Source organism: Paenibacillus sp. MAH-35, from assembly GCF_058135425.1.
In genome coordinates, this window is sequence record NZ_JBYUPU010000017.1 from 41,409 (window position 1) to 66,171 (window position 24,763).

Annotated in this window: 15 protein-coding genes; 10 read left to right on the forward strand and 5 right to left on the reverse strand. The window is 55.4% G+C overall.

Going from position 1 to position 24,763, the window contains the following annotated elements; translation table 11 throughout:
- The first annotated feature begins 206 nt into the window (after positions 1–206).
- From AC3Y2E_RS18750 to AC3Y2E_RS18775, 6 genes are all read left to right on the forward strand, one after another.
- On the forward strand, positions 207–1,268 hold the full coding sequence (locus AC3Y2E_RS18750) for a Gfo/Idh/MocA family protein (protein ID WP_379212980.1): 1,062 nt from the start codon (positions 207–209) through the stop codon (positions 1,266–1,268).
- A 286-nt stretch (positions 1,269–1,554) separates the two neighbouring features.
- The gene (locus AC3Y2E_RS18755) at positions 1,555–1,899 is read left to right on the forward strand and encodes a hypothetical protein (RefSeq protein ID WP_332071677.1); all 345 of its coding nucleotides are present in this window, start codon (positions 1,555–1,557) and stop codon (positions 1,897–1,899) included.
- Positions 1,900–2,104: 205 nt separating this feature from the next.
- Positions 2,105–2,941, forward strand: coding sequence for a YitT family protein (locus AC3Y2E_RS18760; protein WP_223836696.1), 837 nt, complete (start codon positions 2,105–2,107; stop codon positions 2,939–2,941).
- 202 nt (positions 2,942–3,143) lie between these two features.
- Positions 3,144–6,287 carry an ATP-binding protein gene (locus AC3Y2E_RS18765; protein ID WP_379212983.1) on the forward strand — a complete coding sequence of 1,048 codons (3,144 nt, stop codon included), beginning with the start codon at positions 3,144–3,146 and terminating at the stop codon, positions 6,285–6,287.
- On the forward strand, positions 6,262–7,368 hold the full coding sequence (locus tag AC3Y2E_RS18770) for a response regulator (protein WP_379212985.1): 1,107 nt from the start codon (positions 6,262–6,264) through the stop codon (positions 7,366–7,368). The genes AC3Y2E_RS18765 and AC3Y2E_RS18770 overlap by 26 nt, the downstream gene beginning before the upstream one ends.
- 166 nt (positions 7,369–7,534) lie before the next feature.
- Positions 7,535–12,337 (forward strand): fibronectin type III domain-containing protein, encoded by a 4,803-nt coding sequence (locus AC3Y2E_RS18775; protein WP_379212987.1) that lies wholly within the window; start codon positions 7,535–7,537, stop codon positions 12,335–12,337.
- A gap of 93 nt (positions 12,338–12,430) precedes the next feature.
- Here AC3Y2E_RS18775 and AC3Y2E_RS18780 read toward each other — a convergent pair whose 3' ends face one another.
- Positions 12,431–14,671, reverse strand: a complete 2,241-nt coding sequence (locus tag AC3Y2E_RS18780) for a helix-turn-helix domain-containing protein (protein ID WP_379212989.1) — start codon at positions 14,669–14,671, stop codon at positions 12,431–12,433.
- A 315-nt stretch (positions 14,672–14,986) separates the two neighbouring features.
- On the opposite strand from AC3Y2E_RS18780, the gene AC3Y2E_RS18785 reads away from it, so the two are divergent.
- The 3 genes from AC3Y2E_RS18785 to AC3Y2E_RS18795 all read left to right on the forward strand — a co-directional run bounded on the left by AC3Y2E_RS18785 (position 14,987) and on the right by AC3Y2E_RS18795 (position 18,584).
- A complete protein-coding gene (locus AC3Y2E_RS18785; protein ID WP_379212991.1) occupies positions 14,987–16,672 on the forward strand; it encodes an extracellular solute-binding protein in 1,686 nt (561 codons plus the stop codon).
- Positions 16,673–16,812: 140 nt separating this feature from the next.
- Positions 16,813–17,670, forward strand: a complete 858-nt coding sequence (locus AC3Y2E_RS18790) for an ABC transporter permease (protein ID WP_379213122.1) — start codon at positions 16,813–16,815, stop codon at positions 17,668–17,670.
- A gap of 29 nt (positions 17,671–17,699) precedes the next feature.
- Positions 17,700–18,584 (forward strand): carbohydrate ABC transporter permease, encoded by an 885-nt coding sequence (locus AC3Y2E_RS18795; RefSeq protein WP_379212993.1) that lies wholly within the window; start codon positions 17,700–17,702, stop codon positions 18,582–18,584.
- Between the two features lie 644 nt (positions 18,585–19,228).
- Here the strand turns inward: AC3Y2E_RS18795 and AC3Y2E_RS18800 are convergent.
- The 4 genes from AC3Y2E_RS18800 to AC3Y2E_RS18815 form a co-directional block, all read right to left on the reverse strand.
- The gene (locus AC3Y2E_RS18800; RefSeq protein WP_379212995.1) at positions 19,229–20,080 is read right to left on the reverse strand and encodes an alpha/beta fold hydrolase; all 852 of its coding nucleotides are present in this window, start codon (positions 20,078–20,080) and stop codon (positions 19,229–19,231) included.
- Between the two features lie 53 nt (positions 20,081–20,133).
- A complete protein-coding gene (locus tag AC3Y2E_RS18805; protein ID WP_379212997.1) occupies positions 20,134–20,388 on the reverse strand; it encodes an aminoglycoside 6-adenylyltransferase in 255 nt (84 codons plus the stop codon).
- 324 nt (positions 20,389–20,712) lie between these two features.
- Entirely contained in the window at positions 20,713–21,756 is a 1,044-nt protein-coding gene (locus AC3Y2E_RS18810) for a Gfo/Idh/MocA family protein (RefSeq protein WP_379212999.1), read from the reverse strand.
- Between the two features lie 159 nt (positions 21,757–21,915).
- Positions 21,916–23,349, reverse strand: coding sequence for an extracellular solute-binding protein (locus AC3Y2E_RS18815; protein WP_379213002.1), 1,434 nt, complete (start codon positions 23,347–23,349; stop codon positions 21,916–21,918).
- A 266-nt stretch (positions 23,350–23,615) separates the two neighbouring features.
- Here AC3Y2E_RS18815 and AC3Y2E_RS18820 point away from each other — a divergent pair, with 266 nt between their 5' ends.
- Complete coding sequence (locus AC3Y2E_RS18820; RefSeq protein WP_379213004.1) at positions 23,616–24,608, forward strand: zinc-dependent alcohol dehydrogenase; 993 nt, start codon at positions 23,616–23,618, stop codon at positions 24,606–24,608.
- The last annotated feature ends 155 nt before the right edge of the window (positions 24,609–24,763 follow it).

Here is a 24,763-nt window from a genome sequence, read left to right on the forward strand (position 1 = left end):
CAGTCAGCCGCCCAAAAAAGTGCAAAACATCGGACCGGAAAGACAAAGATCGCTTGCCCTGATCCCGTTATGATGGAGCTAGGAAAGAGAACAGACCTAAGGCGCGATCAAAAAAACGGCTAACCTATGTTGGCCGATCTTACGGTTCACTATGCTTTTTTGATCGCGCCTAATAGTGCCGCAAAGCGGGGGAAGGGAAGATCATCATGAGCAAAGTTCGTCTTGGAGTTATCGGCTGCGGAGGAATGGCCGGATCGCACTCGGGAGGTTTTCAGTATTTGGGAGAACGGGTCGAGATTACAGCTACGTGCGATATCGAGCTGGAGCGCGCACAGAAAGCGGCCGAGTTGACAGGAGCGAAGCATGCCGTCAGCGATTACCACGATCTGCTGGACCATGTCGACGCCGTACTGGTCGTACTGCCGCATGACCTTCACTATGAAGTCGGCAAAACTTGCCTGGAAGCGGGCAAGCACGTGCTGATGGAGAAACCGATGTGCAATACCGAGGAGGAGTGCCTCGATCTGATCGAGACGTCGGAGAGGGTCGGCAAAGTGCTGATGACCGCCTATCCGGTACGTTTCTGGCCGATCATCCTGAAGCTGAAAGAGCTGATCGACTCCAAAGAATACGGCGAATGCTTCCAGATGTCGGTCTGGACCGAACAATATACGCGTTACCAGCCGGGACACTGGGCGCTGTCCGCGAAGCGGCTGGGCGGAGGGCAATTTTTCAGCCATGGCTGCCACTACGTGGATTTGCTGCTCTGGTTTCTGGGACGCCCTGTCCGCGGAACGCATCTGGGTACGAATTTCGGAACCCCGTGGATGGAGAAGGAAGGAACGAGCAACGTTACGATCGAGTTTGAAAGCGGTGCGCTCGGTTATCACTTCGGAACGTGGGGAGCCCGCGGGACGAGGCTCGGCTGGAGTCTCCACGCGCACTGTACCAACGGAATGCTGGAAATCAACCTTGCCGAGAACAAGCTGTACGCCCATACGGCGATCAAGGAAGAGAAGGCGAATCTGGATTCGGAGTCGCGGAAGAAAGTATTGTACGAAGCCGGAGCTTCGGGCAAAATGACCAACCATGAACTCGAACATTTTCTCGATTGCATCCGTGACGGCACGCGTCCGATTACGGACGGGCCGACCAGCCTCCAAGGACTGCGCGTCATCTGGAAGCTGTACGAGGCGGAACGCAACCATACGGTCGCGGATCTGCGCGGATTGGGTCTTGACCAGGAATGGAGAACGTTGAAGGCGTAAATATAAAGGGGATCGGAAAACCCGGTATTTATCCCGCGGGGAAGTTGCTCTCGTGCGGATCATGCCGGGTTTTGTCGTCCTTTAAAAGTGGATTGCAACAAAGATGTATAATGGCGAAGCAGCGCATGGATAAAGGAAAAAGAAGCGGTTCATTTCATTAATGCGATATCGGAAGAAAAACGGAGGGAAAGGGGGGAAATGGCAATACCAGGGTAAAAAGTTTTGAAATTTGCGTGAATTTGTGATATTCTGCCTATAGAGAGATAGTTGGAAAGGGGGAGAAACGATGACTTTGGACAGAGGCGCGCGGATTTTTGTTAAGCTGATTTCCGCATTCCTTTTAATCTGGTCGTTTCTCATGCCCACGATCGAAACGGTCGTCACTCCTGTCTCCAGCGCTATCCCCGCCGTATCTTCGGGAGCTCCAGGCTGCACCGGCGCAGCCGTTCTCGGACAAAACTACGATAAGCCGGAATCAGACGTCCCCTATGCGGCCTTTTCCGTAACGCTGCTCGCATTAGGATTGGCCCTATCGGTCCGGATGCCCCACTTTTCCTTTGTAATCCCTCTCCTGATGAAGAGTCTGCTGCTTCGTCCGATCAAATTCACATCCAATTACTTATCCGTCTAGACGTTTTTGTTAGGCTCTTATTGAAGTGCGTTTATTTGGCCTGATTACAATCTAGGGCGGTTATTTGTTGTGACCATTTGTTCGGGACGCACGGGAACCCGGCGTTCTTGCAAGCCATGATACAGGGAGGTTCTCGATGAAAACAGACACAGTAGAGCTGCATGCAACGCAGCCCAAAGCCAAATCGCATACCCATATTACGCGGATGAAGCTGCTCCAGCGAATATGCTTCCTGACGTTCGGGGCCGCGTTATTCTCGGTCGGCCTGGAGATTTTTCTTGTACCTAACAGTATAATTGACGGCGGTATCGTAGGCATCTCGATCATTACGTCCGCATTGACTCATGTTCCGCTTGGCGTCTTTTTATTGTTGTTTAATTTACCCTTCTTGTATTTGGGCTATAAGCAGATCGGCAAGACGTTTGCCTTGTCCACGTTATATGCGGTATCAATCATGTCCCTCGGCACCTGGCTTCTTCACCCGGTGAGTCCGCTAACGGATGATCCGCTGCTTGCTTCGGTGTTCGGCGGCATTATTCTCGGCGTCGGCGTGGGCATGGTCATCCGCTTCGGCGGCTCGCTCGACGGAACGGAGATCGTTGCGATTTTATTTACGAAGAAGTCTCCGTTTTCGGTTGGCGAGATCGTCATGTTTTTCAATATTTTCATCTTGGCCGGGGCGGGTTTCGTATTCGGCTGGGACCGCGCGATGTATTCGCTGATCGCTTACTTTATCGCCTACAAGATGATCGATGTAACGGTGGAAGGGTTCGACGAATCGAAATCGGTCTGGATCATAAGTGAGAAGCACGAAGAGATCGGGCAGGCGATTATTCAGCGTCTGGGACGGGGGGTTACGTACCTGCACGGGGAAGGAGCCTTTACGGGCGGAGAGAAACGGGTCATTTTCTGCGTTATTACCCGGCTGGAAGAAGCGAAGATGAAGTCGATTGTGGAAGAGCTGGACAGCTCCGCATTCCTCGCGGTAGGCAACATTCATGACGTGAAGGGCGGACGGTTCAAGAAGAAGGACATCCATTAATTCGAAAATAACCGGGCGCAGATCAGCCACCATTGCTGCTGCCGCCTATCCGGACATCCCGAACCGCTTAAAGAGCGGTCGGGATGTTTGTTTTTTACAGGCGCTGACCGCTCCGCATCCGGCAAACCTCAGCTTTTGGAGGGAAATGAAGGATTTTGTCGAATTAGTTTTCATAACTAAGAGGTTGCGAGGAGCCGATCCATTGCTCAGAAGAATTGTACTTGTGTGCTTTGTCGCATTGTTGGCCAGTTCGTTAATACCGTTCTCCATCCTAATGAATCGTGACGACCAGCCGGGGGAGTTGAGGGTTCGCAGCGGTATCATGGACCTCTCCGGTTGGGATTACCAGCGTAACGAGCGAATCAGGCTGGACGGCGAATGGGAGTTTTATTGGAATCGATTGCTGACCCCGGAGGAATTCCGGCGGGCGGGAGCGGACAGCCCGTCGTTTCCCGATCTAATCAAGGTGCCCTCCGTATGGAACGGCAAAACGGTCAGCGGACAACAGCTACCCGCTCACGGGTACGCGACGTACCGGATGGTGCTGAAAAACGTGCCGTTCGACGGGGGAGTCGCGTTGAAGAAGACGAACATCCGGTTTTCGAGCGCCGTCTATGCGAACGGGCACAAGCTGTTCGAGGACGGCAATCCCTCCGACGCGGCGGCAGACTACAGGGCCGGCAACGTCCCGCAGATCGGCTTTTTCTCCGCCCGGAAAGGGAGCGATATCGAGATCGTCGTTCACGTGGCTAATTTCGATTACGCCAATTCGGGCATTCCGGCTTCCCTTTATTTCGGCGAGCAGGCCGCGATGCTGGCGACCCAGCAGAAGAGCAAGGCGCACGAGCTGGGGACGTTTGCGATCCTTGCTACGCTTGCGTTCATTTTCGCGATTTGCTTCGTAACGGCGGCCTGGTACCGGAGCCAAGACTACTCGCTGCTGCTGTACGCTTTGCTTTGCCTGTTTTATGCGATATACAACGGCTTGGTCGGGGAACGGGTTCTCCTGATGTATGCTCCGGACTTGCCGTTTGAGCTTATGTTCAAGATCAAAGACTTTTGCTCGCTGGCCTGCTTCATCGTATTGGCTGCCTTATTTTATCGGTTAAAGCGGAATATCATCTCGCTTACGTTCGCCCGGTTGTTCATCCTTGTCCTTGGCGTTTATACGGCGCTGGTGGTCGTACTGCCGATCCCTGTTTATTCGAAGGTCGAACCGTTTATTATTTTAGTATATGAATCGTTGACGATCTGGCTCGTACTGAGGACGGCCGTCCTGTACGTCCGAAGCGGCAAGGGCGACCGCTTGAAGTCTTTGCTGCTCTTTTCGGCCATCCTGTGCGCGCTGCTGTATTCGGTCGACATGATCCTGTTTTCGTTTTCCTTGAAGGAGCATGCATGGCTGGGGCAGTTTTATATCGTCTGGTTCAATCTGATGATGCTCGTTCTGGTAGTGCTCCGCTTCTTCGAAGCGTACCATACGATCGACGGGATGAGAAGCCGGCTTCTCGAGCTGGACAAGATCAAGGACGACTTCCTGTCCAATACGTCCCACGAGCTGAAAACGCCGCTAAGCGCCATCGTGAGCATAACCGATACGCTTCTCCGGGGGGTGGAAGGACCGGTAACCGCAAAGCAGGCGCGCCATCTGGCCATCGTATACGAAAGCGGCAAACGTTTGTCTCATCTGGTCAACGAATTGCTCGATTATTCGAAAATGAAACATGGAGACATCTCGCTTCATCGGAGCGGCGTCGATCTGAAGGCGGTCGTCGATTCGGTCGTTCAGATTCATGCGTTCCTGCTGGAAGGAAAAGAAATCGAGATCGTGAACGACGTATCCGGGGATTTGCCCGTCGTTTATGCGGACAGCAACCGTTTGATTCAGATTCTGCATAACCTGATCGGCAACGCAGTCAAATTCACCGACACGGGCCGGGTGCGAATCAGCGCCAAAGCGGGCGGAGATCAGGTCGAGGTACTCGTGGAGGATACGGGGATCGGCATCGAGGCGTCCATGCGCGAGCGCATCTTTCAACCGTTCGAGCAGGCGGACAGCTCGGAGACGAAAGCTTACGGCGGTACGGGACTCGGACTTAGCATTACGAAAAAGCTGGTGGAGCTGCAAGGGGGAGCGATCCGGGTTGAATCGAGCCCGGGACAAGGGTCGGCGTTTTCGTTTACGATTCCGGTGTCGCCGGAGCCGGCTTCGGGCGACAGCCGGGAATGGGAAGGGAACCGGCCGTATGCGCAGACGTCTCTAATGCCGGGAGAGTACCCGGTCTACATCGCGGGGGAACAAGAAGAGCGCATTCTCGTCGTGGACGACGATCACGCCAATCTGCAGTCGATGATCAATTTGCTGCGGCTGGAGGGGTATTCCGTCATCGCGGTTCATCGCGGCCGGCTGGCGCTGGACGAGCTGTCCCGTGCCGCGGATATTGCGCTCGTCGTGCTCGATATGATGATGCCCGATATGTCCGGATACGAAGTGCTGAACCAAATCCGGGAACGGTACTCCGCCTTCGAGATGCCGGTTCTGATGCTGACGGCCAAAAACCGGGCGGCCGAGACGAAACGGTCGATGGACAGCGGAGCGAATGATTTTGTCGGCAAGCCGTATGAACCGGAGGAGCTTATGGCGCGCGTCCGGAGCTTGACCCGGCTGAAGGCATCCGTGAAGACGGCCAAGGAGGCGGAGATTGCGTTTTTGCGTTCCCAGATCAAGCCTCATTTTTTGTACAACGCGCTGAATTCCATCGCTACGCTGTGTATGGTCGATCCCCGGAAGGCGGAGGAGCTGACGCTGCAGCTTTCGCAATATTTACGGGGCAGCTTCGATTTTAAGCAGTTGGAGTCGGTTACGACGCTGGACCGGGAAATGGAGCTGGTGAAGGCGTATATCCATATCGAGCGGGCGCGCTTCGGCGACAGGCTGCAAGTGGAATACGACGTGGACGAATTCCCGGTGGCTATGCGGATGCCGCCTCTGCTCCTGCAGCCGCTTGTGGAGAACGCGATCCGGCACGGCGTTATGTCGAGATCGTCGGGAGGGACCGTGCGCCTCTCCGTCAAGAAGGAAGGGAATGCAGCAGTCCGCTGCACCGTGGAGGACAACGGACGCGGGATGAGCGGACGAACGCTGGAGGCCGTGCAAAGCATGGATACGGACAAGAGGGGAGTAGGGCTGTGGAATATCGACCGCCGCCTCAGGCTGATGTATGGGGAGGGGATACGGATCGAAAGCGCGGAGGAGAGCGGGACGAAGGTTTCCTTCGTTATTCCGGTGCAGCCGAACGGACGAAAGGAGGAGATCAAATATGCTGCGGGCGATGATCGTGGATGACGAGGAGCTGTCGGTGCAGCGGCTGGGCATTTTGCTGTCGGAGAGCGGAGAGCTCGGATTGTGCGCGGCTTTCCTGAACCCGGCCGAGGCGTATGAATTCGCCAAGACGAATCCGGTAGACGTAGCGTTTCTCGATATTTCCATGCCGGATATTGACGGTATGCTCCTTTCCACCCTGCTGCACGACTTGGACGACTCGATCGATATCGTATTTGTAACCGGCTATGACGAATATGCGGTTCAGGCGTTCGATCGAAACGCGCTGGATTATTTGCTGAAGCCCGTAACCGCCGAGCGGCTGTCCCGGACACTGGATAAAATCCGGAAGCGTCATCGGTCCGCGGCTGCAGACGGCTCCTCCGCTCAGGTCCTTCTGTTTAACGGGTTGAAACTATACCGGCGAGAGCGGGACCAGGTGCAGGTGAAGCTGAGAAGTCCCAAAACCGAGGAGCTGTTCGCTTTTCTCGTATGCAAAGGAACGGTCAGCCGGGAAGAAATCGTCGATACGTTATGGAGCGGTCTGGAAAAGAACAAAGCGCTGAAAAATTTGAACTCGACCTTGTATTACATTCGCAAAGCGTTCGACAACGGCGAGTCCGATTCGTTCCTCGCGGCCGGCAAACACGAAATCGGCATCAGGGAGGGCGCCCTTCGCTGCGATCTGTACGAGTTCGAGCGATTGCTCAAGCAAATCCGGCAGGCTCCGGAGAAACAGGCCGAACTGTTCAGACGGGCGGAGGCGCTGTATACGGGACGATTACTGCAGGGAAAGGACTACGAATGGGCGGCGGAGCTGGCGCGCTCGCTCGAACGGCAGTATATCGAGCTGCTGGAAGCGGGCGCGAGATTCCATATCGGGATCAACAAACCGCAGCAGGCGCTGCATTACTTTAGCGAAATATTAAAGCTGGACGCGATGAGGGAAGATATCCATCATGAGGCGATCCGCCTTTACGCGGAGCTGGGAAGAAAAAACGAGGCGTTCCGGCAATACCGGGTGATGGAGGAGATGCTGGAGAAGGAGCTTGGGGCGAAGCCTGATCCGCGGATGAAACATTTTATAACGAAAATGGGGCCATAAGCAAGGACTGTCGAGAGCCGTTGGAGTCGATCCGATTCCAATGGCTTTTTGTTGTTTATTTTCCGTTTATCGCAGGCTTGTATAATAGACCCGATTGCCGTCGAATGAGTTCGAAATACGGCGAATATCGCCGGTAGGCTACTATTCATGCGGGAGGATGCCAACAATGAGGTCAAGAAAGGCAAAATATAAGATGGGGAAACTAGCCGCGGCTGGTCTGGCCTTGCTTATCGTATGGACAATCGCGTTCGGCATTCCGGCGCATGCGGCGGAGACATGGAGTCAATACGGCCGGATCGGGCCGAAGCCAAGCTCCGATGCGGGGACGTTTAATTTCCCGATCGGGATGACGACGGACAGCCACGGGAATGTATATGTGGCCGATTCCAGCAACCAGCGGGTTCAAAAGCTGGATAAGGCGACCGGCAGCTGGCAGTCGGTCAGCAGCAATCTGGGCTTTAACGGACCTGTCGGGGTGACGGTGGACGTTGCGGGGAACCTGTACGTGTCGGAATTTTACGGCAATCGCGTTCAGAAGCTGGATGCCTCGACGAATACATGGAGTTCGTGGACCGGTTTCAATAAGCCGTACGGGATCGCGGTAGACAGCGTCGGTACGGTATATGTGGCCGATAGCGGCAACAACCGGGTCCAGAAGCTGGCGGCAGGAGGCACCGTCTGGGGCGAGTTGGCCGGATCGGGGAGTAGCTTAGGTGAAGTCAGTAATCCGCGCGGGCTGGCGGTAGACGGCAGCGACAATCTGTATGTGGCCGACAGCGGCAACAACCGGATCCAGAAGATGTCGGGCGGCACATGGAGCCAGTGGGGGAACGGCACTACGTCGGGAAGCTTAATGGGGCATTTCAGCGCTCCGTTCGGGGTGATGGTGGATCAGTATGGGAACGTCTACGTCGCGGATACCGGCAACAATCGCATCCAGAAACTGGCGGCAGGGGGCGGCTGGAGCGAGTGGAAAAAAACCGGCGGAGCAGTGGGGGCCGGCCTGGGCGAGTTTAACTCGCCGATGGGCGTTACGGTGGACCAGGAAGGCACAATGTATGTCGCCGATTCGAACAACCATCGCGTGCAGAAGCTCGCTGGTACGACATGGAGCGAATGGGTTGCGACAGGTTCGTCTTCGGGCGCCGGGTCGGGCGAATTCAATAAACCGTACAGCTTGGCGGTCAACGGCGGCGGCGATCTGTTCGCGGCCGACCTTCTGAACAAACGCATCCAGAAGCTGACCGAATCCGGCACATGGAGCAACTTTGGAACGGGCGTCACCTATACGAACCCGGCTGGAGTGGCTGTAGACAAAACCGGGAATCTGTATGTCGCCGATATGGGCAACAATTACGGCGGTCATAAAGTGTACAAGCTGTCGGCAGCGGGAGCTCTGCTCACCTCGTGGGGAAAAAGCGATTCCCAATCCGGAACCGCGCCGGGCCAGTTTAAAGGCGCGGAAGGCGTGGCGGTCGACAAGAACGGGAATGTGTATGTGGCCGATACGGGCAACCATCGGATTCAGAAATTGCAGGTGTCCAACAACACGTGGAGCACCTGGGGTAAAACCGGCAATGTATCCGGCACCGGCCTCGGCGAATTTAATCAGCCGACAGGCGTGGCGGTAGACGACGACGGAAACGTGTATGTCGGGGATACGAATAACAACCGGATTCAGAAGTTCACGGTATCTACAGGCGAATGGAGCGAATGGAAAAATGGCGGCAGCGCCCTGGGAACCTTCAGCTTTCCGCGCCAAGTAACGGTAGACGGCAGCGGCAACTTGTACGTAGCCGATGTCGGCAAAAGTCGTATTTTAAAGCTGACGGCCGCCACGAACACATGGAAGGCGTGGGGGAAGAGCGGAGGCGGGCAGGGAAGCGGCTTGGGCGAGTTTTTTAATCCGTATGGAGTGGCGGTAGTGGACACAAGCGGCGTGCTTTACGTGGCGGATATGAACAATCATCGCGTGCAGAAGCTTGTCATTACCATAGAGAAGCCGGGAGCGCCGACCGGGGCGGCAGCAGTTGCCGGCAACGGAAAAGCGACGATCAGCTTCACTCCGCCGGCGGATGACGGCGGAAGTCCGATTACCGGCTACACGGTAACGTCCAGTCCCGACGGGCTGGTGGAGACGGGAAGTGCCAGTCCGATTACGGTAACGGGGTTAACGAATTTGACGGAATATACGTTCACGGTCGTCGCTACGAACGCGAAAGGGGATTCGGTGCCATCCGCGCCGACGGCAAGCGTCACGCCTGCCGCCGAGCCGGATGCCCCGACCGGGGTGACGGCCACGGCGGGCAACGCCCAAGCGGCGGTCAGCTTTACGCCGCCGGTGAGCGACGGAGGAAGACCGATCACGGGGTATAAGGTAATATCCAGCCCCGAGGGCAAGATTGGAACTGGATTAACGAGTACGATCTCGGTATATGGGCTGACGAACGGCACGGCGTACACGTTCACGGTTGTCGCGATGAACGCTATCGGCTCTTCGCAGGCATCCGCGCCATCGGAGAGCGTGACGCCGATCGGGGAGCCGGGTGCGCCGACCGGCGTCACGGCAGTGGCTCTATACGGCACCGCTCTTGTCAGCTTCACGCCGCCGCTGAGCGACGGGGGGAGTCCGATCACGGGTTATACGGTAACGTCCAGTCCCGACGGGAAGACGGGAACCGGAGCGACAAGCCCGATCGCCGTAACCGGCTTGACGGCCGGCACAGTGTACACGTTCACGGTTGTGGCGACGAATGCGGAAGGCGACTCCTTACCGTCGGCTCCGTCAGGGAGCGTAACGCCGACGACACCGCCGGCGCCGGCACCGCTATTGCAGTCGGCAGCGTCCGGCGACGGGCAAGTCACGCTGGCCTGGATTCCTGCTCCGGGTGCGACCGGGTACAAAGTATTCCAAAGCTTGGCGGCCGGAACGGAAGGCAATGAAGTAACGACCGTCGGCGCGGACGTGTACGGCTATACGGCAACCGGATTGACCAACGACGTAACGTACTATTACGTCGTGAAGTCTGTTAATGCCGGCGGAGACAGTCTGGCCTCCAATCAAGTTAGCGCCGTGCCGCAGGTCCCCGCACCGGGGGCGCCGGTGCTGCAAGCGACCGAAGCCGGTAACGGACAAATCACGCTGGTTTGGAGTCCTGTGACGGGCTCGACCGTGTACAAAGTATTCCAAAGCGTCACTTCCGGCACGTATGGAAGCGAAGTCGCAACCGTAAGCGGTGCGGTGTACGGTTACACGGCTACGGGCTTGACCAACGGCACCGCGTATTATTTTGTCGTGAAGGCCGCAGGTCCGGGCGGAGATAGTCCGGCGTCCAATCAGGTCAGCGCGATCCCGGTGACGGTGCCTACGGCTCCGACGGACGTCGTAGCTACAGAAGGTGACGGAGAAGCGACAGTAGCGTTCACACCGCCCGCAAATAACGGCGGCAGCGCCGTAACCGGCTACGAAGTGACGGCCTCGCCGGGGAACATGAAGGCGACCGGGGCTGCCAGTCCGATCCGGGTAACGGGCTTGCAGAACGGGACGACATATACGTTTACCGTAAAGGCGATTAACTCGGTAGGCGGCAGCCTGCCGTCCGCGCCTTCCAATGCGGTCCAGCCGACCCCGTCGCCGTCTGATGACGATGGAGGCGCCGGAAACGGCAGCGGAACGCCTTCGGTGCCGACCGTTCCGGGTTCTCCGGATAAGTCAGGCACGGGAGTCGACGTCTGGATTAACGGCAAGGCAGAGCATATAGGCGCGGCGACAACCGCTACCGTAAATGAACGGACGGTTACGACGGTTACGGTCGATCCGGGCAAGCTGGAGGAGAAGCTCGCGGCGGAAGGTGAGCATGCGGTCATTACTATTCCGGTCTTGGCGGATACAGATGTGGCGATTGGCGAATTAAACGGTCAAATGGTGCAAAGCATGGAACGGAAACAAGCGGTCGTGGAGATCAAAACTGACCATGCGGTCTATACGCTGCCCGCCCGGCAAATCAACATCCGGTCGATCTCGGAGCAGCTAGGGAAGAATGTGGCGCTATCGGATATCAAAGTGCGCATCGAAATCGGCGTACCGCCGGCAGACGCCGTGAAGGCGATGCAGAACGCTGCGGGAGAAGAGTCGTATACGATTGTCGTTCCGCCGCTCGACTTTGCGGTTAAGGCGATCTATGGCGATGCGACAGTCGAGGTAACCCGATTTGACGCATATGTGGAAAGAATGATCGCGATCCCGGATGGGGTCGACCCGGGCAAAATCACTACAGGCGTCGTAGCGGATGCGGATGGAACGGTCCGCCACGTGCCGACCAAGATTGTGAAGGTGGACGGCAAATACTATGCCAAAATCAACAGCCTGACGAACAGCGCTTACTCCGTCATCTGGAATCCGCTGGAGTTCAGGGATGTCGCCGCACATTGGGCCAAGGACACGGTGAACGACATGGGCTCGCGTCTGATTGTCGGCGGGATCGGCGATAGCCTGTTCAACCCGGACATGGATATTACCCGCGCGGAATTTGCCGCGATCCTGGTCAAAGGGCTCGGGTTGAAGCCCGAGAAAGGAACTGCGCCGTTCCCGGACGTGCACGCCGCGGATTGGTACAGCGAAGCGATCCTGACGGCGTACGCGAACAAACTGATCAGCGGGTTCGACGACGGAACCTTCCGTCCGACAGACAAGATTACACGCGAACAAGCTATGGTGATCATCGCAAATGCGATGAAGATAACCGGTCTGAAGGCGAAGCAGACGTCTCAAGCAGACGGAGTGCTGCCGGGTGCGTTTGCGGATGCCCATCGTGTGGCGGAATGGGCGGCAAGCGGCGTAACCGATAGTCTGCAAGCGGGCATCGTCACCGGACGGAACGATTCTCTGCTTGCACCGGAAGCCTTCATTACGAGGGCCGAGGTTGCCGTTATGATTCGGAAGCTGTTGCAGCGCTCGGATCTGATTTAACCGACAGGAACGTCTAAAGGTCCCTCCCGATTCGTTGAAGTAACGATTCGGGGGGACCTTTTTTTGTGAGCTTGCGGGCCTTGGGCCTGCTCTTTACTTTTGCGGATTGACGATCCGGTCTCTCCGGTACTCGCCGGGCGTCAGTCCGGTCAGGCGCCGGAACATCCGGGTAAACGAATTGGCGTTCTGATAGCCGACTCTGGCGGCGATATCCTGAATTTTCTCCTCGGTTTCCTCCAGCATTTCCTTTGCTTTTCCGATCCGGATCTCGTTGAGGTAGTCGCTTAAGTTTTGACCGGTCTTCTCCTTGAAATAGTTGCGCAAATAACCGGTTGAGATGTTCAGCTTGCCTGCGATCAGATCCTGATAGATGTCGTCCCCGTAATGCTTCTCGATAAACCCGACGACGAAGTCGACGATCGGGTCGCGGGCGTCCCGCTTCTGGCGGATCAGCAGCGCCGCCTGGCCGAGCAGCCGCTCGAACAGCTCGATGTACTGCGCCTCCGAGACGAACCGCTCCATCTCATCATAAGGTGAATATCCCGCATACAAGGAATTCGTATCGATCTGGTGCGCCATCAGCGTCATCAGCAGCTTGGAGAGCAGATCGCCGGCATACTGGCGGTAATGCCAGGCGGTCGCCTGCCGCCGCGTCAGCCGCTGCATCGAGCTATGGACGAGCGCGGTCAGCTGCGGCTCGTTGCCCGCCTCCAGATGGGAGGCGAAGCTTCGCTCTTCCTCGGGCGTCCAGAATATGACCGGTTCGAGCGGACCGGGAGTGCCGATAATTTGCGTTTCGCCGCTCAGCATGCGCCGCCGCAGCATCTCGCCGGCCGTCTCATAGGCCGATGTGAACTCGGAAGGCTCCCACAGCTTCGGGCAGCAGGCGATGGTGAGCTGGTAGTAGGCGCTGTCGCGGTCGAAAATCTGCTTGAGGTAGCACAGCATTTCCGTAAGCGCTTCGGACTCGTCGCGGTCGGTGAACACGATGGACAAGATCCGCTCCTTTTCGACCTGCATCGTAACGGAATCGGCGAACGTCTGGGTCATGTTCAGGTTGATGAACTCGAGAAAGTAAGTCGCTTTTAGCGGACGGTCGCGGCCCAGCAGCTCGTATTCCCGCGTGTAATGGATGTGAAACATGATAAAGTGGAACGACCGCTTCGTATCGGCCAGCGCCTGCACCTCGGTATCGAGCGCCTGGATGCTTTTGATTTTGTCCAGGTAGCCGTATTTTTGCAGCAGCGAGTTTTTCCGGTGAACCGATTGGATCATATGCTGCAAGCTTTCGCTGATCACGTTGAACTCGTGGATCGTGCTCGTCTGCCGGATGACCGGATTCATCTGGCGAAGCGCCTCCAGGATGCGCTGGACCGGGTTTTTGAAGCGGACGCTCAGCAGAACGGAGATCGCGATGCTGATCAGCACCGACAGGGCGAACAACGTAAGCAGCAGCACATTCATCTTGGTCATCTGGCTCGCGATCGTCTCGTACGGAATGACGCTGACGTAAGTTTGTCCGGACAGCTCGCCGGTTTTGTAGAAGTAATAGTCGCTTCCGTGCAGCACGAACGATTTGCCGGCATCCGCAGGAGCGGCCGGCATCGCAGCCGGAACGGCTCCGGCGCTGTAGAACAGCTGTCCCGCGCTTCCCGTCATATAAAACGGATTGTCTTCACGCTGCAGTTGAGCGGAGAACATCCGGTCCGCATCGATCAGCGCGCCTACATAAAACTGGCTGCCGATCTGGCTTTTGACGATGACGGGGACGAAGCGGGACGACCCTGGATTCATCAGCTCGATCCGGTGGCGGTCAAACTCGGCGGACGGAAACGTGCGGAAGTGAAAATCTTCGGCAAATTGTTCGGCCCAAAACTCCGGCCCGTAATCGCGGCTGACGTAATATTTGCCGAACATTTCTTCGACCCGCGAATACCCGTTTTTGTCAATGACGAAACCTTGCTCCTTAAAATAGATGAACACGTTCTCCAGATCGAGATTGTAATTGCTGACAATCGTACGGAACTCGTCGGCCAGCTCGTTGACGATCGGGAAGTCGGAGCCGATATTCCCTTTCTTGAGTGCCGCGACCGAATTGTCGAAATAGTACCGGGTAAGCAAATCGTCCAGCTGGAGCAGCTGCGTCTCGTAACCATCGACCGTATTGGCGAGGGCGGTCGTATTGGAGCGGATCAGTTCGTCGCGCATCTGATTGTAAAAAAAGTTGTAGGCAAACAAGTTGAATGCGAACGAAATGAGAATGACGACCATAAATCCGAGAAGCAGTTTGGCGAATAGCGAGTTTCCGTTGAATCGGATGCGTCGTCGTTCCACAGGTTCTCCCTCCGAATCGTCTTGGCGATCGTTTCCGGTACAACCGGATCACACCTTTCAGTATAATCGATGTAATCGGTTTCAACTATAGATGCGGGTTATTCATTTCCGCCACTCTTATTCCGCACGGTATAAATCGGCCATTTTCGGAGGGAAAGCTTCGATTCGGAATAGGAGATGCGAAACGGTTTCTTGTTCCAGGCAGCGGCGCCGGGATAAGATGGGCATACGAAAGGCGAACGGTGCGAACGGCCGGCCGTTTGCGATTCGCCATATTCATTGATCACGAGATGACGAAAGGGGCCAAAGTTCAGTATGACAAAAAACAAAATGGTAAAGATGCTGGTCAGCCTAAGTTTGGTAGCGGTTCCACTGCTAGCTGCCTGCGGCAAAACGGAGCCGGCGGGGGACGCGTCCGGGAAAACACCTGCAGAGACGGGGCAGCAGACGAGCGGGCCGAAGACGGTGCCGGAGAAGTACGATCCTCCGATCGAGCTGACGACGGTGAATTACAGCTTCCCGACGACCAAGTTTTTTAACGGCGAAGATATTAACAATAATATATGGACGCGGACGCTGGAGGAGAAATACGGCATTAAAGTGAAAACCCAGTGGTACGTCCCCTCGACGGAATACGATAAAAAGTCGAACCTGATGATCGCCTCCGGCGAGATTCCCGATTTTTTCGCGGCGACGCCGCAGCAGTTCAAGCAGCTGCAGGAAGCCGGCATGCTTGAGGATTTGACGAAGGTGTATAACGATCACGCCCCGGAATCGATCAAGAAAGTGATGCAGGGCGCCGGGGATACGGTGCTGAAGTCGGCGACGTTCGACGGCAAGCTGATGGCGATTCCGTGGTCCGGCGTTGCCAAGGAAGGACCTGCGATATTGTGGATTCGCAAAGACTGGAAAGAGAAGCTGAGCCTGCCCGATCCGAAAACGATCGACGATCTGTTCGCGATTGCGGATGCGTTCACCAAAAAAGATCCGGACGGCAACGGCAAGGACGATACGTTCGGGCTGGCGATGGAGAAGGAGCTCAGCATGGCCGCCGGTCTGATGAACGGCTACGGGGCTTATACCGACGCGAGCACCGGGTTTTGGGTGAAGGACAGTTCGGGAAGCCTCGTGAACGGCGATATTCAGCCGCAGATGAAGCAGGCGCTGACGAAGCTGAGCGAGATGTACAAGGCCGGACACTTCGATCCGGAGTTTATCGTCAAGGACGCCAATAAAGTATACGAGACGATCGGCGCGAACAAAATCGGGATGATGATCGGCGGCCGCGGCTCGGCGAACTTCCCGCTCGTCACGCTGACGCCGAATCAGGAATGGCAGGCGTATCCGATGCCGACGGTGGACGGCAAGCCGTTTCAGGCGCAGCTTCCGCTCAACATTTTCAGCTATTACTGGGTCGTGAAGAAAGGGACGAAACACCCGGAAGCGATATTCAAGATGATGGACTTCTGGCTGCAGACGTATTATTACAACAAATCCGAAGAAGTGTACTACAAGTACATCGTTCCGAGCAAAGAAGACCCTTCGGCCGTCTGGACGTATTCGCCAGTTAAAATTTATTTGCCGGACAACAATATCGAGAACTACCGCCAGGCTACCGCCGTGCTGGACGGGAAAATAAAACCGGAGGAACTCTCGCCGGAGCGCAAGAAAGTGTACGACCGGATCATGCTGTACAAGGGCGGACAGAAAAACTTGTGGGGCGAATTCGCCCAGAACGGCCCCGGCGGCTCGGCAGGCATCATCGATCAGATTATTAAGGAAGACCGGTTCGTCTCGAACGAATATTATACGACCCCGACGGCGACGATGGCGGAGCGGAACGAGCAGCTCAAGAAGCTGAAAAACGAAACGTTCGTCAAAATCGTCACAGGCAACCTGCCGATCGACGCGTTCGACAAGTTCGTAGCCGATTGGAAGAAGCAAGGCGGAGACCTGATCACCCAAGAAGTGAACGACTGGTACGCCAAGCAGAAGAAGTAACGGGAGAGGGGCGGCTTACCGCCCCTTTGCTTCCGCCGCAGGGCGGGGCCCGTCAAGACGTAAGCGGATAGGAAGGAGGAGCTGCGGTGTTTAATAAACTGCTGACAGGAAAAAGGCTTAGGGAGCTGCCGCTCCACTTGATGTTACTGCCAGGCGCCATTATTGTGTTTATTTATCATTACATTCCGATGGGCGGCCTGACGATGGCGTTCCAGAAGTTCATCCCGATTAAAGGCATCTGGGGTTCGGAATGGGTCGGCTTGCGCAATTTTACGTACGTATTCAGCCTTCCGAGCACGATGGAGGTATTCTGGAACACCATCTACATCGCCTTGATGAAAATCGTCGCAGGACTCATCGTCCCGATCGTAACCGCACTGCTGCTGAACGAGATACGCAAGGCGGTGTTCAAGCGGACGGTGCAGACGCTGATTTATTTGCCGCACTTTTTATCGTGGACGATTCTCGCCGGCATTCTGATCGATATTTTGTCGCCAGGGCAGGGGATCGTTAATAAAGTGCTCGCTTCGATCGGGATCGATCCGATCTTTTTCCTCGGTGACAATACCTGGTTCCCTTATACGGTTGTCGTCTCCAACGAATGGAAGGAGTTCGGCTTCAGCACGATCGTGTACTTGGCCGCGCTCTCCAGCGTCGACCCGGCGCTTTACGAATCGGCCGTCATCGACGGGGCGAACCGGTGGCGCCAGACGTGGCATATTACGCTGCCCGGCATCCGGCCGGTGATCATACTGCTTATGACGCTTAGCCTCGGACAAGTGCTGAATGCCGGATTCGAGCAAATTTTTAATCTATACAGCCCGTACGTATACGAAAGCGGCGATATTATCGACACGATGGTATACCGGATGGGTCTGGTGGACGCGCAGTACAGCCTCGCCACCGCAGTCGGCCTGCTGAAGTCGATCGTGTCGCTCGTATTGATCTCGGTGTCGTACCTGCTCGCCTACCGGCTGGCGAATTACCGGATTTTCTAATGCCAACTTAGACAGGAGGAGGGATCAACGTGGTTGAGAATCCATCGTTCGGCCGTAAATTATTCATTGCCGGGAACTATACGTTTATGATTTTTCTAGCGTTCGTGTGCCTGTTTCCGCTCATCCACGTGCTGGCGGTATCGTTCAGCTCGAGCGGCGCCGCGGCGGCGGGCAAGGTGGGGCTGTGGCCGGTCGAATTTACGACGAAGGCGTACCAATACGTAATGAACAAGGAGGAGTTCGTCCGCTCGTTCGGCATCTCGCTGCAGCGGCTCGGGCTGGGCACCGTGATCAACATGGTCATGTGCGTGCTGATCGCATATCCGCTGTCCAAGGAGACGCGCGATTTCAAGCTCCGCACCGTGTACGTCTGGTATTTCTTCGTCACGATCCTGTTCGGCGGCGGACTCATTCCGACCTATATGACCGTCAAAAATACCGGGCTGATGGACACGATCTGGGCGCTCGTGCTGCCGAATGCGGTGCCGGTGTTTAACGTGATATTGCTGCTCAACTTTTTCCGGGGGCTGCCGAAAGAGCTGGAGGAGGCCGCCTTTATCGACGGAGCGGGGCATATGCGGACGCTGTGGAGCGTATTTATTCCGCTGTCCAAGCCGGTGCTGGCGACGGTGCTGCTGTTTACGATGGTCGGGCACTGGAACGCCTGGTTCGACGGTCTGATCTACATGAACGATCCGGCGCATTATCCGCTGCAAAGCTACTTGCAGACCGTCATCATCCAGCAGGACATGAGCGCGATGTCGGACAACGAGGTCGAGATGATGAAGGAGCTGTCCAACCAGACCGTCAAGGCGGCGCAAATTTTCCTCGGCGCCATGCCGATCATCGCGGTATATCCGTTTCTGCAAAAGTTTTTTGTCAAAGGGATCGTGCTGGGTAGTGTGAAGGGCTGAGTTGGTCTGGGTTTAGCGGCGCGTTCTGGAGCTAGGCGCCTCTTCTGATGCGGAGAGGGGCGGCCGCGGGCGGCCGCCAGCTGCAGGCAGCCCGATGGGCGGCGGAGTTCCTACTCCGTATGGGAGCCGAGGCGATAAGAGTGGTATGTACCTCTTATTTTGTCCAAATCCGGGTTTGAAGCGAAAATAGGAGCGGTTTGTGAGACTGTCGATTCATTATGTAGAAGTGTTAGCAGGCCGTTCCAAGTGAAAAGTTACCTTCTTCTGCTCAGACAGGTTGTCCGGAATCCCTTGATTAAATAAGGATTGTAAGGTAGGGGATTCCAGACAAAACTCGCCAGAAGGTAATCTTTTCCCTTTCCATTTGGTTGTCCATAATGAATCGACAGCCTCGTTTGTAGCTGCTATTTCGCTTGGAAGGTACGTTTTCCCGGCCGATTGGCTGAAATAAGAGGTTCAAACCGCTTCTATTTCCCAACTAGTGGGCGAAGATTGTTTTTTAAGAGCTGCAAATCGCTCTTATTGGCTGGAATGAAACTCAGAAAAAGCATAGCTGGGGCGAGTAAGAACAAGCCCCGAAGTTCCCGTTCCGGGGCTTGATCGGACCTACTGAGTGAGCGGGTCGTCGATCCGGATTCTTGCAGTTATTTCAATTTGTTCCGAGCTAAAAAATCTTCAATTTGCTCCCTAAGAGCAGTTGGGTTATCCAGCCATGGGTAATGTCCCGCTTGAGGAACTAATCTAAACTCACTATTCTTTATATCGCCGGCAAGTTCCTTCACGTAATTATAGGGACGGGGGTCGGCTCCACCATGAACCAATAGAACAGGAGCGGAAATGGAGGAAATGGCTTTTTTAAATTCATCATTTTCGAGATATGCGTTACAGTCGACCTTTTGATTAACCTCATTATTTAGAAACGGTCCATCCGCTCGTGGAAGCAGGTGGAAATGTTTTTTGTTAACTAAATCTGCCCTCAAGCTGAGCTCGCGCATTCGATTTCGCATGCGCTCCCTCTCTATGCCGCTCACTGTATTTACGTTCGAACGCAAGCGAGTATATTCCTCTCTTTCGTCAGAGCTCATATTCTCAAGCCGATTAGCGCGATAATCGACATGCCATGCAGGATTTATTCCCGTTCCCGATATATAAATCATCGCTCGAACCCGGCTAGTATACTTGGCGGAATACGCCAGTCCCAATGATGCTCCCCACGAATGCCCGCACACAACCCAGTCTTGGATTCCAAGATGAACCCTTAGATGTTCTAAATCTTCGATAAATGTCCGTACATCGTAGGGGCCTTTTTGCTCAGACCTCCAGCTTCCTCGCTGCTCATAACGTATAATTTTGTAGCGGTTGCTAAACATGTCAGCCACAGGCTCCATATAGTCGTAAGCCCCTGGACCACCATGTAGAAGCACCACGGGGATTCCTTGACCATGAACCGTATGCCAGAGGGATACACCGTTTATTATTGATATCATGCCATCCATTTTATCGCTCCCAACACGAGCCGTAGATATTTGAAATTTGACAAGAAAACACCTCAATGTATTTCTGCTGCATCGATAGGCATACCTCTTACATGCTTCAGATATTCAGTCATCTTCCTATCGTCATCGTAAGGGTACGAGTACGCTAGTTTTTGGGCCAGATTGGAAGCGAGAATTCGAAATAAGTCACCGGCTGCAAAAAGAGCATTCCACATATTGTTGTAGTTGCAGTCTGCATATGTGTTTTTATACAACTCCCAATCGGGTTCAGGAAGATGCTTTCTAAAATTCTTGAACCATTCATGCATACGGCCCGAATTCGATCATCCGTTTGGGCAACTCCAATGATCAATCAAACATTTCCTTCTCGCTTCTCATGTTAACCCCCTCAGAACACACAATATAGTAAAATTTTAACATATAGTTGGCGTTAATATTGAAACTATTTCATTTAACTGAGCAAGAGCCAAGCAAAGCCACTGAAAAAAACGATTAAGTAGCCAAAGGGAATGGCTGGATTAAATGGGAGCATCAAGTCGGCGAGTCTCAAATGATAAATAAACGCCTCCAAAACCACTAAATAAGCGGGATGGAAACGTTTATGTAAATGGTTTAGTCAGGCTTTACAGTTGTCAACGCACAGCCAACTCCAACCCCCTCAAATCAGCGATCGTACCGGCGCGTTCCGCTTCGTACAGTTTCCAGATGACGCGAAGCCCTTGCAGGCTGTCGTAGCCGTCGGTATCGGGTTGCTGACCCGCATCGATGCAGTCGAGGAAATGCTCCAGCTCATATTGCGTCTTTTTGCCGGGAGCGTTGTCTTCCATCAGCACTCTCGTTCTCGACGCCGTATCCAGATTGGCCCGTTCCTCGACGATATGCGAATGGAGGTACAGCTTGCCTTCGGAGCGATTGAATTCCAGCATCCCTTCCGTGCAATGGATATGGATGGCGTAGCCGATCCGAGTCCCGCGCGCTCCCCAAGTGCCGAAATGGTAACCGACCGCGCCGCTCTCGAACTCGATCGCCAGATCGCTCGTGCCCTCCCGCTCCATCCAAGGCGTACCCAGCCGCGTGCCGAGATGAAATCCTTTGACCGGACGGCCCAAAAACCAGAGCAGCAGGTCGATGTAATGACAGCCGTGGCTGAACAGCTGCCCGCCCCCGAGCTTGTCCGCCGATTCGGTCCAGTGCCCCGCCGGGAAGCGGGTGAACTGTTCGGTATAGATCGACATATGGAACGGTTCGCCGTAGGTTCGGTTGTCGATCAGTTCTTTCATTTTCCGGACGATCGGCCAGAACCGGACCGGATAGGCGGTCATCAGCACTTTGCCGTTCCGCTCTGCGGCCTCGATCAGTCCGATGCATTGCTCCTCCGTATTGCACATCGGTTTCTCCATCAGCACATGCTTGCCGGCTTCCAGACAGGCAAGGCCCACTTCGTAGTGAAGATGATGGGGAAGAGCGATCAGCACCGCGTCGACATCGTCCAGCAGATCGCGGTAATCGGTCACCGCAGAGGCGGCCCCCATCGATTGCGCAGCCCGGTCGGCACGCTCCGGCTCGATATCGCATACCGCCGTCACCTTCAGCCGCCCGGAAAGCGACGCTGCGCCAAGCACGTGTCCGCCCCCCATGCCGCCGCAGCCTATTAATCCCATTCGGATTGGATTCATGGTATCCCCGTCCCTCTTCTAAAGGTAAGATTGTGGTCTTGCTACTCCATAATAGGGGGCGACGGGGACGAAGTCTTTGCGGGATCGGGCCGGAAATGTGCGAATTTGGCCGGAGCTTGGTAAGGAACGTTTCCATCGGTTACGGTTCGGTTAATATACTCAGGCAAGAGGCCGATCGGCCCTCGCCTCTTCGTCTTGGCCGGACGCCGGACGCAACCGGCGAAGCTCGGACAGAAGCGTCTGCCGGTCAATCATCTCCGACCAGTACAGCTTGAGCGGATGGTGCAAAGCGCCGAGCAGGCGGATCGGCACGCCGAGATCCGTATGCCACCGGTAGGACGGCATAATCTCGCGAAAGATCTGGTCATGTTGCGGGCGGTTCAGTCCCGTATCCTCCTGCGGCGGCGATTCGGCGACCGGCTTGCATGCGGGAACCGTCAGCGTACGACTGCGTATCCATTGCTGGGCTTTAACGGAAGCGGCGTAGTCGACGAACAGCTTGACCGCCTCTTTGGCTTTGGAGCGCCGGCTCGCCATCAGTCCGATCGCGATCAGAAGCGTCGCCGGCACGTCCATATAGGGTACAGGGGCAATGTCGTACCGGACGGCGGAATGCTTCATATCGTTCAAACTGTTATACGTGGCGAGCTGCATCGAGATTTTGCCGGAAATAAACAGCTGGCTCGCCTCGGGTTCGCTTTCGGACAAATAGGGGGGGAAGGCATGGCGGTTCTGAATGATCGCCCCGCACAAATCGATGCCGTTCATCATCCGCTCCCAGTCCGGCTCGTCCGGGCTCCCCCTGCGTTTCCCGCCCTGCAGCAGGAATAGCGGCCAGCGGTTTTCCGATACTTGGTAAAAGTGAAAGCCGTGACGGCTACCCGGAACGGTCAGTTTCTCGGCGGCGTCAATCAGACGCTCCCACGTCCAGCCGGAATCCGGCTCGGGCAATCCCGCCTCGGCGAAATGGTCTTTGTTGTAGCAAAGCACGACGGGGGAGAAGACGACCGGTTGGGCATACAGCTTCCCGTCTGCGGAGAAAGCGTCGGTCAGAAACCGATACGTGCCCTCCGCGTTATCGAGCGGTTCCAACAAATCGGCGCAGCCGTTCTCGATCAATTGGATGAAATGGTTGTGATTGATCGTAATCAGATCGGCCGTTCCGTCCTCCAGGTAAGTGCGAATCGTATCCAGCGGCGAAGAGCGCAGCGAAGAATCCAGCATGCTCCAGGCTACCGGCTTGACGTGAATGGACGGATACAGCTTGTGGAAGTCTTCCAGCAGCCGGGAAAATTCGAGATCCCGTTCGATGGAAGGCATGCAGATGATCGAAATCGTCGTTTTCGGCCTGACGGCCGGGGCGGTTACTTTGCTTCCCACTTTGTCCAGCTTGACGATCAGTCCTTCGGCGGCCAGCGTGTCCAGCCCTTTGCGCACCGAATTGTTGCTTAGCTCGAACTGCTTGGCGAGGGAGCTTTCCGAGGGCAGAAAGTCGCCTTCAGCGTAAGTGCCGTCCATAATCCGTCTGCGCAGCTCGTCCGTAAGGCGTTCCAGCCGGGCCGCAAACGATTTACGGCTTATTCGTGTCGTCATAACCAATCTCTCCCGTTAGATGTCCTAATGGATATCTTAGTTGATTTGGTTGATGTTATCAACTAGAACTTTAAATAAATAACTTATATTTATTGTTATGCATTAGAATCGACAAAAAAGTGATATATATAAACTAGTTTATGCGAAAAATCCGTTGACTTTGCCATGTTATCAATTATAAAATGAATTAAGGTTTAAGGTTTATAGATGAAACTACAGGCGTGTCGCAGCAAGGCGAGACACCGCCATAGCGGAGGAGAGCGACCATGAGAGCGGCAAGAAGCGTTGGAGGGTTATTGGAGATTACCGACATACCGGTGCCGGCTGTTACAGATACGTCGGTGCTGGTGGAAACATCCTATTCTGCGGTGAGCACAGGTACCGAGCTGATGGTGCTGCGCAACGGGGGCACCGCTTTTCTCGGATACAGCGCGACAGGGATCGTCAGGGAAGCGGGCAAGGACGTCGATCATGTGAAGGCGGGAGACCGGATCGTATGTTACGGCGCGCATACGCATGCCGATTATTTTCTGGCCGGCCGCAACCACGTCGCTCCGATTCCGGACCATGTAGATCCGCAGGAGGCGGCCTTTGCAGGAATCGCCACGATCGCGCTGCAAGGTCTCCGGCAAGCTGATCTGCGTTTCGGAGAAACGGTCGTCGTGCTCGGGCTCGGCATCGTCGGCCAGCTTGCTGCGCAAATCGCTCATGCGGCGGCATACCGCGTCATTGCGATGGATTTGATGGAGACGCGTTGTCAGATGCTTGAGCAAGCCGGTCTGCAAAACGTATGCCGTTCGCCGGAGCAGGTGCAGGAGCGGGTCCGTGAAGCCACCCGCGGACACGGGGCCGATTGCGTGCTCATTTGCGCCAATACGAAGGAGCACCGGCTGATCGACCAGGCTTTGGATTGGATTCGCGACAAAGGCAAAATCGTAATCGTCGGAGATACGAATACGGAATTCACCCGCAACAAGCTGTTCGCGAAGGAAGCGCAAATTACGATTTCCCGCGCCGGCGGGCCGGGACGTTACGATAAAGAGTACGAGCAGGAAGGCCGCGACTATCCGTACGGCTATATCCGCTGGACGCTGCAGCGCAACCTGGATGAGTTTGCGCGGTTGCTCGCTTCGGGCCGGATGAATTTGAAGCCGCTCGTAACCGGCGTCTACAAGCTCGAACAGCTGGAGGAGGCTTACGAACGCGCCAAGCAAGCCCCGTCGGAAACGATGGGAACGCTGATCCGCTTCGGGGAATGAGCGGACGACGCCGGCTCGTTTGATCCGAGGGCGGAACTTCCAGTTCCAGTAGTGCCGACAGACCGTTTCCAATCGTTAATGAGACGCCGCTTTACCCGTTTAAGATGCGGGAACGGCGTCTTTTTGCGTGCAAGCGCAAGTGGCGTAGTTCCGGA

Coding starts and splice junctions, on each gene's coding strand:
- AC3Y2E_RS18815 (WP_379213002.1), bottom strand. CDS start 23,349: ATGACGACACGAATAAGCCGTAAATCGTTTGCGGCCCGGCTGGAACGC.
- AC3Y2E_RS18820 (WP_379213004.1), top strand. CDS start 23,616: ATGAGAGCGGCAAGAAGCGTTGGAGGGTTATTGGAGATTACCGACATA.
- AC3Y2E_RS18770 (WP_379212985.1), top strand. CDS start 6,262: ATGCTGCGGGCGATGATCGTGGATGACGAGGAGCTGTCGGTGCAGCGG.
- AC3Y2E_RS18760 (WP_223836696.1), top strand. CDS start 2,105: ATGAAGCTGCTCCAGCGAATATGCTTCCTGACGTTCGGGGCCGCGTTA.
- AC3Y2E_RS18755 (WP_332071677.1), top strand. CDS start 1,555: ATGACTTTGGACAGAGGCGCGCGGATTTTTGTTAAGCTGATTTCCGCA.
- AC3Y2E_RS18790 (WP_379213122.1), top strand. CDS start 16,813: ATGTTACTGCCAGGCGCCATTATTGTGTTTATTTATCATTACATTCCG.
- AC3Y2E_RS18805 (WP_379212997.1), bottom strand. CDS start 20,388: ATGCATGAATGGTTCAAGAATTTTAGAAAGCATCTTCCTGAACCCGAT.
- AC3Y2E_RS18750 (WP_379212980.1), top strand. CDS start 207: ATGAGCAAAGTTCGTCTTGGAGTTATCGGCTGCGGAGGAATGGCCGGA.
- AC3Y2E_RS18785 (WP_379212991.1), top strand. CDS start 14,987: ATGACAAAAAACAAAATGGTAAAGATGCTGGTCAGCCTAAGTTTGGTA.
- AC3Y2E_RS18810 (WP_379212999.1), bottom strand. CDS start 21,756: ATGAATCCAATCCGAATGGGATTAATAGGCTGCGGCGGCATGGGGGGC.
- AC3Y2E_RS18775 (WP_379212987.1), top strand. CDS start 7,535: ATGAGGTCAAGAAAGGCAAAATATAAGATGGGGAAACTAGCCGCGGCT.
- AC3Y2E_RS18800 (WP_379212995.1), bottom strand. CDS start 20,080: ATGGATGGCATGATATCAATAATAAACGGTGTATCCCTCTGGCATACG.